The sequence below is a fragment of the uncultured Granulicatella sp. genome, from assembly GCF_963528195.1.
Lineage (GTDB): Bacteria > Bacillota > Bacilli > Lactobacillales > Aerococcaceae > Granulicatella.
The window spans coordinates 1-8,703 of the sequence record NZ_CAURVN010000048.1 but is presented as its reverse complement, the minus strand read 5'-3'; the positions used below and the strand labels follow the sequence as shown (position 1 = coordinate 8,703).

The following is an 8,703-nucleotide window of genomic DNA, read 5'->3' as shown; positions in this document are numbered from 1 at the left end:
CGTTAGGTCTGCGACAACAGACTAACGCTTAAAATTTGACAATCAAAAATTTTTTTCACTTAAATTATAGCATAGGTAATATCTTTTTGTCTTTTTTTGTACTTTGTTTCAAATAAAATTTCGAGACCAAGGTTCGAAATTTAGCAATGAGACAGCTTCGCTGGCTGCTTGCGTCCTAGCTACTATTTTAAAAGTCATTTTTATTTTGTTAGTCTATTTTATAGTTTTTTAAGTAAACGTAATCCGTTTAAGATTACTAAGATAGTGCTTCCTTCGTGGCCGATAACGCCTAAAGGTAAGTTAATGAATTGGAAAACATTTGCTAAAATTAAAATTGTAATCACTGATAATGAGAACACAATATTTTGTAAAATGATGCGTTTCATTTTTTTAGATAATTCGTGACCATATTTAATTAATGATAAATTATTTTTTAATAAGACAATATCACTTGCTTCAATTGCTAAAGCAGTTCCTTCACCAATCGCAATTCCAACGGTTGCATTTGCAAGAGCAGGAGCGTCATTAATACCATCCCCAACCATGGCTACAGAAACACTTTTATCAGCTAAGTTCTTAACATAAGTTGCTTTATCTTCAGGTAAACAGTTTGCTTGATAATCAGAGATTTCTAAGTGTTTTGCTACAGCTTCAGCAGTTGATTCTGAATCCCCAGTCATCATAATCGTTTGAATATTTTCTTTGTTAAAGTAGTGTAATACAGATTGGCTACTTTCTTTAATTTCATCTGTAATAGCATAGAAACCAATGAATTGTCCATTTTTCTCGATTGCTAAAACAATTTCACCTTGTTCTAAGTGCTTTTCAATATCAGAAGCTAATGCTGTGTGTTGTTTCCAGTCTTCATCAATCCAAGCTAATTTACCAATTTTCCAAGTTGAACCTTGAGTTGTTGCTACTAATCCATTTCCGATTACTTCTTCAAAGCTGTCAAATGAAATCGCATCAGAATTTTTGTAAGCTTGTGTATACGCTGTAATAGATTTTCCTAATGGGTGAGTTGAACGAATTTCCATTTCATACATCATTGCATGAACTTCTTCTTCGTTTTCATTTACAATGACAGCCTTTTGAACAGTTGGTTTTCCTTTTGTTAATGTACCAGTTTTATCTAAAACAATTGATTCAATTGAAGATAATTGTTCTAAAGCTTCTCCACCTTTTAATAAGATCCCTTGTTTTGCTGCATTAGATAAACTTGCTAAAATCGCAGGGCTAGCGGAAGCAACTAAGGCACATGGAGACATTACTGTTAACAAAATCATTCCTCTATAGAAAGATTCTTGCCATGACCATTGGAAACCGAAGTAGAAGAATGCAATTGCTAATGGTACGAATACTAATACAAATTTTACATATTGATCTTCGATTTTGTTTAAGAAGCTACTTGTTTTTGTTTCTTGTTCTTGAGCTTCTTCTACTAATCGAATGATAGAAGCCATCACAGTTTCATCTGCATTTTTGTGTACAGTAGCTGTACAAGATTGGTGTAAATTAATACTTCCTGCGAAAATTTCTTCGCCTACTTTTTTGTTAGCTGGAAGTGGTTCACCATTAATCATACTTTCATCGAATAAACTTTCACCTTCTGTTAGGATAGCGTCCATTGGAACAGCTTCTCCTTTTTTAATGAAAATAACATCATTAATTGCTAAGTCTTCAACATCTACTGTTTCATAGTGACCATCACGAATACGTGTAGCTGTTTTTGGTTGTAAGTTTAATAATTCTGTCATTGATTTTTCACTTTTTGCCATAGCATATTCTTCAAGAGCTCCACTTAATGAGAAAATAAAAATTAATAAAGCTCCTTCTAACCAGTAACCAATAATAGAAGCACCAATTGCCGCTAATACCATTAATAAGTCAACATTTAAATGTTGTTCTTGTAAAGTTTCTTGAATTCCTTCAATGGCTGAGTGGAATCCTCCGATTAAGAATGCTGCTAAGTAGCAAATCACAGATACTAGATTCAATCCGTGGAAGCTAGCAGCTAGTCCCAAAATAATTAATGTTCCGCAAGTAATTGTATAACGAATTTGTTTTTGTTCTAAAATATTCATATTTTTTCACCTCATGTTTTATTTGTTGAATACATCATAACATAAATTTTCCTAGATTAGAATAATTCTAAACTAGATGAGAGTGAAATTCATTCTCAATTAGCTTATTGAGAATGAGAGAAGATAAGAAAGTCTTAATTTTTAAGGATTTTCCCTTTATAAATTTAAAAATTCATAGTAGAATGGTTTATATCTTAAAATGAAGGTGGGAGAAAAAATGAGTGATAAAAAACCATTAACTCGTGAAGAAGTTCCTGTAGAATTAACATGGGACTTAACATTAATCTATCCAGATAATTCTGGTTTTGAAGCTGATTTAGCTTTTGTATCAGAAAAAATTCCAGTAATTGCTGCAAGTAAAGAAACAGCATTACAATCTGGAGAAAATTTATATAACTACTTATTATTATCGAATCAAGTAGAAGAAAAAATTGAAACTGCTTATGTGTATTCACATTTAAAAGCTGACCAAGATACTACAAATGATGAAAATCAAGTATTAAATCAACGTGCTTTCTCAGTATATGTTGAAGTGTCAGGTGCAACATCATGGTTTGAACCAGCAATTTTAGAAAAATCAGATGAAGAATTTGAAAAATTCTTTAAAGAAGAACCACGTCTAGAAGAATTCCGTGTTGCATTAGAAGCAGCTCGTGTATTAAAAGGACATGTTTTATCGGATAAAGAAGAAGCTTTATTATCAAAAGCGAATGAAGTATTCTCTGGACCATCAAAGACATTTAACTTCTTAAATAATGCGGATCTTAAATTTGGTACTATTAAGAATGAAAAAGGAGAAGAAGTGGAATTAACTCACGGAAACTATATAACATTCTTAGAATCTACTAATCGTGAAGTTCGTAAAAATGTATTTGAAACAAAATATAAACCATATATTCAATTAAAAAATACATTTGCTAGTACACTAGGTTCAGAAGTGAAAGCTCATAATTTTAAAGCGTTAGCTCGTAACTATGAATCAAGTCGTCAAGCAGCCTTATCTGCTAACCAAGTTCCAGAAGAAGTATATGATGCATTAGTGAAAGTAGTTAATGAAAAATTACCATTATTACATCGTTATATCGCTTTACAACAAAAAGCTTTAGGATTAGATGAATTACATATGTATGATATGCATGTTCCAATTACTGGTGAAGCACCAATTAAATATAATTATGAAGAAGCTTCTAAAGCAACTTTTGAAGCATTAAAACCATTAGGGGAAGAGTATCAAGATATTCTTAAACAAGCCTATGATCAACGTTGGATTGATGTTGCTGAAAATGTTGGTAAACGTAGTGGCGGTTATTCATCAGGTGGTTATGCAACTGCTCCTTATATTTTATTAAACTGGCATGATGATTTAAGTAATTTCTTTACATTAGTGCATGAATTAGGACATAGTGCGCATAGTTATTTCACTCGTCATACTCAACCATTCCAATATGGGGACTATTCAATTTTCTTAGCAGAAATTGCTTCTACAACGAATGAAAACTTATTAACAGACTACTTATTGAAGAAACATACGGATAAAGAGAGTCAAAAATATATTTTAAATAATTATTTAAATCGTTTTAAATCGACTATTTTCCGTCAAACTCAATTTGCTGAATTTGAACATCAAATTCATGTGGCAGATCAAAAAGGTGAGCCTTTAACTCAAGCAGCAATGGCTGAGATTTATGGTTCAATTAATAAAAAATATTATGCAAATGTTATTCAAGATGAAGAGATTGCGTATGAGTGGACTCGTATTCCTCACTTCTATATGAATTACTATGTATATCAATATGCAACTGGTATGGCTGCTGCAACTGCTTTAGCAGATAAGATTTTACATGGTACTCCTGAAGATTTAGAGGCTTACTTGAACTACTTACGTGCTGGACGTAGTGACAAACCAATTGAGGTTATGAAAAAAGCAGGGGTAGATATGACGCAAACTCAATATCTATATGATGCAATGAATGTGTTCGAACAACGACTAGAACAATTAGAAGCGTTGATGAACGAAGAGTAATGTTTATACAACTAGACTTTCCTGGTATAGCAGTATTAGGACGGCAGCAGTCTCGCTGATGCGAGTCTCATGCCTAAACTTCGAGCCTTGGTCTCGAAGTTTCCTGCGATAGAATCTGTGTAACAGATTCTATTGCTCATACTGCTATGGAAAGTCTTTTGTATTTTAATGGATATTATGAGAGAACGTTAGTGAATAGAGTTTTCTGTATAGTAGCACTTGGACGCCAGTAGACCTTCGGTCTCTTGGCTAAAAATCAAGCCTAGGGTCTTGATTTTCCCTGTGATAAAAGCCAGATTTGGCTTTTATCACTCGTGCTACTATGAAAACTCTTTTGTATTTAACGGACATTTATGAGAGTACGTTTATAATTAGACTTTCCTGCTATGGAAAGTCTTTTTTTATTTATACTATTTGTTATTCCTCTTTATTTAAAATATAATAAATTGATATAAAAATATTTTAAAGGAGAAGGTTATGGCGGTAGTAAATTTTGGAAATTCTTGTTCGTGGATTAATATAAATTCAGATTTAATTAGTGAATATTCATCTATCTATGATACGTATGAAATTGATAGTGAAATGTTGGAGTATGCCCTTGATGAACATGAACGTGCTCATATTGAATACGATCGACGTAAAGAAACATTGATTGTTATTTATAATGTGATTAAGCAATCATTAAATTCAAATCAATACGAAACAATTCCTATGACATTTATTGTACGTAGAAATCAAATTATTACGATTACAAACCATCATAATGAATACATTGTTCAAGCAATGAAAGAGGAATTAGAAGAAAGACCAGATATGTCTCTGTTTACATTTTTATTTTCCAGTTTGTTTATGATTACGGAATATTATTTTCCAAAAATTGAAAAATTAAAAAAAGAACAAGGGTTATTAAGTCAGATGTTACGACAAAAAACAACAAAGAAAAATTTGTTTGCTTTATCGGATTTGGAAATCGGTAGTGTGTATTTAGTTTCAGCTACTAAACAAAATGCAATTGTATTGGAGCAATTGAAAACTCAATCTGTATTTAAGGTTTTAGATGATGTAGAAAAAGAAGAGTTAGAAGATAGTTTAATTGAAGCAAAGCAGCTAGTGGAAATGACTTCGATTAATCTTCAAATTTTGCAGCAATTATCGGGTACATATAATAATGTTTTGAATAATAATTTGAATGATACGATGAAATTATTAACCGTTATTTCTATTCTTTTAACGGTTCCGGATATTGTGACGGGATTTTTTGGAATGAATGTGCAAATTCCTTTTACAGAACATTCTCATGGTTGGGGAATTGCATTAGGAATTATTTTAGGAATTTGGATACTAGTCAGTGTGATATTGTCTCGTCTTATGAAAAAGTGAAGGGCGTGGAAAGAGAGTTTTTGGTATAGTAGTACTAAGACGGCAGCAGACCTGCGGTCTCATGCCTAAAATTTGAGCCTAGGTCTCAAATTTTCTTGCAATAGAATCTGTAGTTAGATTCTATTGCTCGTACTACTATAAAAACTCATTTCTACTTTAATGGATAATTATGATAGAGCGTATAAAAAACTTTTACTCATACTAGTATAAAATATCATTTCCATTTGGAATGATAATTATGAGAGAACGTATAAGAAGAGAGTTTTTGGTATTGTAGTAAGATAGCAGCATATCTTCGGTCTCATGGCTCCTCTCACTATAAAATGTCAAATGCTTTTTGAAACGATATGTATGAAATTACGTAATAACTTATTTCCACTTTAACGAATACTTATTAAAGTTAGTAGAAGAATTTTTTATAGTAGTACGAGTGGTAGAATCTGTAATAACAGATTCTATCACAAGGAAATTTGAGACTACAGGCTCAAATTTTAGCCAAGAGACCCGATAGGGGATACTGGCGTCTTAGTACTACTATAGTTAAAAACTCCGGTTCTACGATGTAGCGAGAAATATTAGAGAAAATAAAATCAGGCGTACAATCAGGTGTTTGAACTTGATTGTACGCCTTTGTTCGTTACGGGATTATTTTGTTAATTCAATGGCTTTTTGTGTGTTGGCAAAGTGTAATTTAGCAACTTTTCTTAAACCGTCCATGCCTTCTTGTTTTAAAATTTTACTAGCTAATTCATCTACTGCTGAGTTAGCCCCAGATAGTAGAGGATATCCATATTCTTTCGATAATGTTTTTAAGCCTTCTAAAAATGCATCTCTAGCAATCATCGATGCTGCAGCTACTGCAATATGATGGCTTTCACCTTTTGTTTTAAAATACGTCATCGATTTAAGTGGTGTTGTTTGTTCTTTTAAATAACTATAATAATTCTTTTGCGAACAAAATTCATCGATTAATACAGCTTGAACTGTTTCAGGATTTAATTGTTGGTACAGTAATTTAATCGCTTGATTATGAAGCAGAGCTTTCATTTCGTTTAGATTTTTGGTTTGTTGTACTTCATTGTATTTTTCAGGCCAAAGTGTAAGAAGCTTATAAGGGATTAATGCTTTGATTTTTGGAACGATTTCTTGAATTTGAGTATCTGTTAAATTTTTAGAATCTTTTACGCCGAGATGTTGTAATGTTTTAATGTGATCTTCAGGAACAAAAGCACAAGCAACGGTTAATGGACCAAAATAACTTCCTGTTCCAACTTCATCACTACCAATGACGCTCCAGTTTGAAAAGCCTTCTGGAAGTCCATTTGTTTCAACTTTGGATTTCTTTGTACTTGTTGAAGCTGTTAAATCATGTTTTTGAACAAATGCATCCACATTAGTTCCTTGTAGAACCACTTTTCCAGAATGGTAAGCTGTAACCGTTATAGAAGGAAGTTTTAATTGATAATGTGCATGAGGGGGGATTTGATGGATTGCCTCTTGATAAATTTCACCCAATTGTTGGATTGTTTGTTCATCTAATAATAAAACGGTTGTTGCCATAAATAACCTCCAATGAATAAAAAGAGACTGAAATTCAGTCTCTTATAGTTTAATGTACCATTTTAACCACGCAGCAAGGTTGATGCTTTTGTGTTTTTTTAGGGCATTTATCTATTGCATGATGTAGATTTTCACAGACATGTTCAATCATATCTGCAGAAATGTTTTCATGTAAGATAACTCCAAATTGTTGATTTAAATTATCAAAAATAACAAGAGAAGGGTTTGATTCGACCATCATTTCTTGTGCAATTTGTTGATCTTTTTCATATTCTTGATGAACGAGTTTACTTGCTTTATCTTCGTAAAACATTTTTTCATCAAGTCCAATGATTTGAATAATTTCCTGTAATAATTCAGGAGTGTATTCTTTATGAAGAAGATGTAGTTGTGTTTGCAATTCCATTAAAAAGGCTCTACCTAATTTTTTTCCTTGTAGAAGAGCAGCCTTATAAGATAGGGAAGCATCATAGATTTTTGTATAGATTTCGTTTCGTAAGTCAATATTCTTGTCATTTAACTGATTATTTTTCATATATTGTGTTACTGATTTAAAATTATGAAAAGGTATGAAATGAACATGTACTTTATATGGAGTTCGTTCAATAAATTTCATCACTTCTTGTTCACAATGATAACATTGTTTTCCAATAGGGTTAATAAATAAGTAACAGTCGAAAATTCTCTCAGTAGATAATGGACGAGTATGAATATGACTCAGTTCACTATTCTTCACTTCTAACTAGATCTCCTTTCGTTGATTTGTATTTTTATTGTATCAGAAAATTGAAAAAAAACGGAATAAAAAGCATTGAATTAGCTAATATTTTTAAAAGCTTGTAAAGCTCGTCTAATTTTACTAATTGGTTTTAAAGGTGTAATACCATGACGATTTAAAATTTCTAAGAAAACTTCTTTTCCTGCTTCTAAATCTTCAACTTCCATTTCTATTTCATAATCTGTTTGACCTGCATAGTGACTTTCATCTAATACAAGTAAACAGCCAGGACTTAACATTCCTTCTAATCGATGGGTTGTTAGAGTAGCAGTTGGAGAGATGTTGGATAATTCAATCCCTTGTTCTTCAAGTGCTAGCTTAATACTTGTTGGAAGTAAGAAAATATCTTCTTCGACCCACCATTGTAATTGTTCTGTAGGCAATTCTTCAGTAATCTCAATGACTTCGCAGTCTGATTGAGGAAGTTTTAATGTGATTTCTCCTGTTTTTTGTCCGTCAATAAGACGAATTCGTAAAGCAGAACGATTATTTTCTAATTGTTGGTGACAATCATAATATTGATTCGTTTGCGTAATATCTTTCGTGAAAATAGATTGAAATTCTTCTTTTAAAGCTTCGTATTGCTCTTTTGTTAGAAGATTTTTATATTCTTTTTCTAAATGGGCCATGTTTCTACCTCTTTCTATCACAAAGCTTTTTCTACTTTAGCTTAAATTACTGTGAATTACAAATAATAACCATTGAAGAGTTTAAGATTATTAAAATTCTTTTAGAGTCAGTAAAAAATATGCTATGATAGGAGGGATGAGATTAAAGAAGGTGAGTAAATGGAAGAAAAATATTTACCAGTAGTTGAAGACTGGGATGCTTTTTTAGCACCATATAATCAAGCAATTGAAGAATTAAAAATTAAATTA

6 protein-coding genes are annotated in these 8,703 nt (G+C 31.8%); 2 read left to right on the top strand and 4 right to left on the bottom strand.

Annotation, left to right across the window (positions count from 1 at the left end):
* Window positions 1-218 precede the first annotated feature (218 nt).
* The gene (locus RWR88_RS07905) at window positions 219-2,084 is read right to left on the bottom strand and encodes a heavy metal translocating P-type ATPase (RefSeq protein ID WP_314451655.1); all 1,866 of its coding nucleotides are present in this window, start codon (window positions 2,082-2,084) and stop codon (window positions 219-221) included.
* A gap of 217 nt (window positions 2,085-2,301) precedes the next feature.
* Here RWR88_RS07905 and pepF point away from each other — a divergent pair, with 217 nt between their 5' ends.
* Window positions 2,302-4,107 carry an oligoendopeptidase F gene (gene pepF, locus RWR88_RS07900; protein ID WP_314451653.1) on the top strand — a complete coding sequence of 602 codons (1,806 nt, stop codon included), beginning with the start codon at window positions 2,302-2,304 and terminating at the stop codon, window positions 4,105-4,107.
* 477 nt (window positions 4,108-4,584) lie between these two features.
* Entirely contained in the window at window positions 4,585-5,487 is a 903-nt protein-coding gene (locus tag RWR88_RS07895; RefSeq protein ID WP_314349064.1) for a magnesium transporter CorA family protein, read from the top strand.
* 645 nt (window positions 5,488-6,132) lie between these two features.
* Here RWR88_RS07895 and rnhC read toward each other — a convergent pair.
* The 3 genes from rnhC to RWR88_RS07880 form a co-directional block, all read right to left on the bottom strand.
* Entirely contained in the window at window positions 6,133-7,047 is a 915-nt protein-coding gene (gene rnhC / locus RWR88_RS07890) for a ribonuclease HIII (RefSeq protein WP_314451650.1), read from the bottom strand.
* 49 nt (window positions 7,048-7,096) lie between these two features.
* Window positions 7,097-7,783, bottom strand: coding sequence for a DsbA family protein (locus RWR88_RS07885; protein WP_314349066.1), 687 nt, complete (start codon window positions 7,781-7,783; stop codon window positions 7,097-7,099).
* 80 nt (window positions 7,784-7,863) lie between these two features.
* Window positions 7,864-8,454, bottom strand: coding sequence for a CYTH domain-containing protein (locus RWR88_RS07880; protein WP_314349068.1), 591 nt, complete (start codon window positions 8,452-8,454; stop codon window positions 7,864-7,866).
* Between the last annotated feature and the right edge of the window lie 249 nt (window positions 8,455-8,703).

Excerpts from the sequence above, each read along its gene's own strand:
- pepF (WP_314451653.1), top strand. The coding sequence starts at position 2,302 with ATGAGTGATAAAAAACCATTAACTCGTGAAGAAGTTCCTGTAGAATTA.
- RWR88_RS07880 (WP_314349068.1), bottom strand. The coding sequence starts at position 8,454 with ATGGCCCATTTAGAAAAAGAATATAAAAATCTTCTAACAAAAGAGCAA.
- RWR88_RS07905 (WP_314451655.1), bottom strand. The coding sequence starts at position 2,084 with ATGAATATTTTAGAACAAAAACAAATTCGTTATACAATTACTTGCGGA.
- rnhC (WP_314451650.1), bottom strand. The coding sequence starts at position 7,047 with ATGGCAACAACCGTTTTATTATTAGATGAACAAACAATCCAACAATTG.
- RWR88_RS07895 (WP_314349064.1), top strand. The coding sequence starts at position 4,585 with ATGGCGGTAGTAAATTTTGGAAATTCTTGTTCGTGGATTAATATAAAT.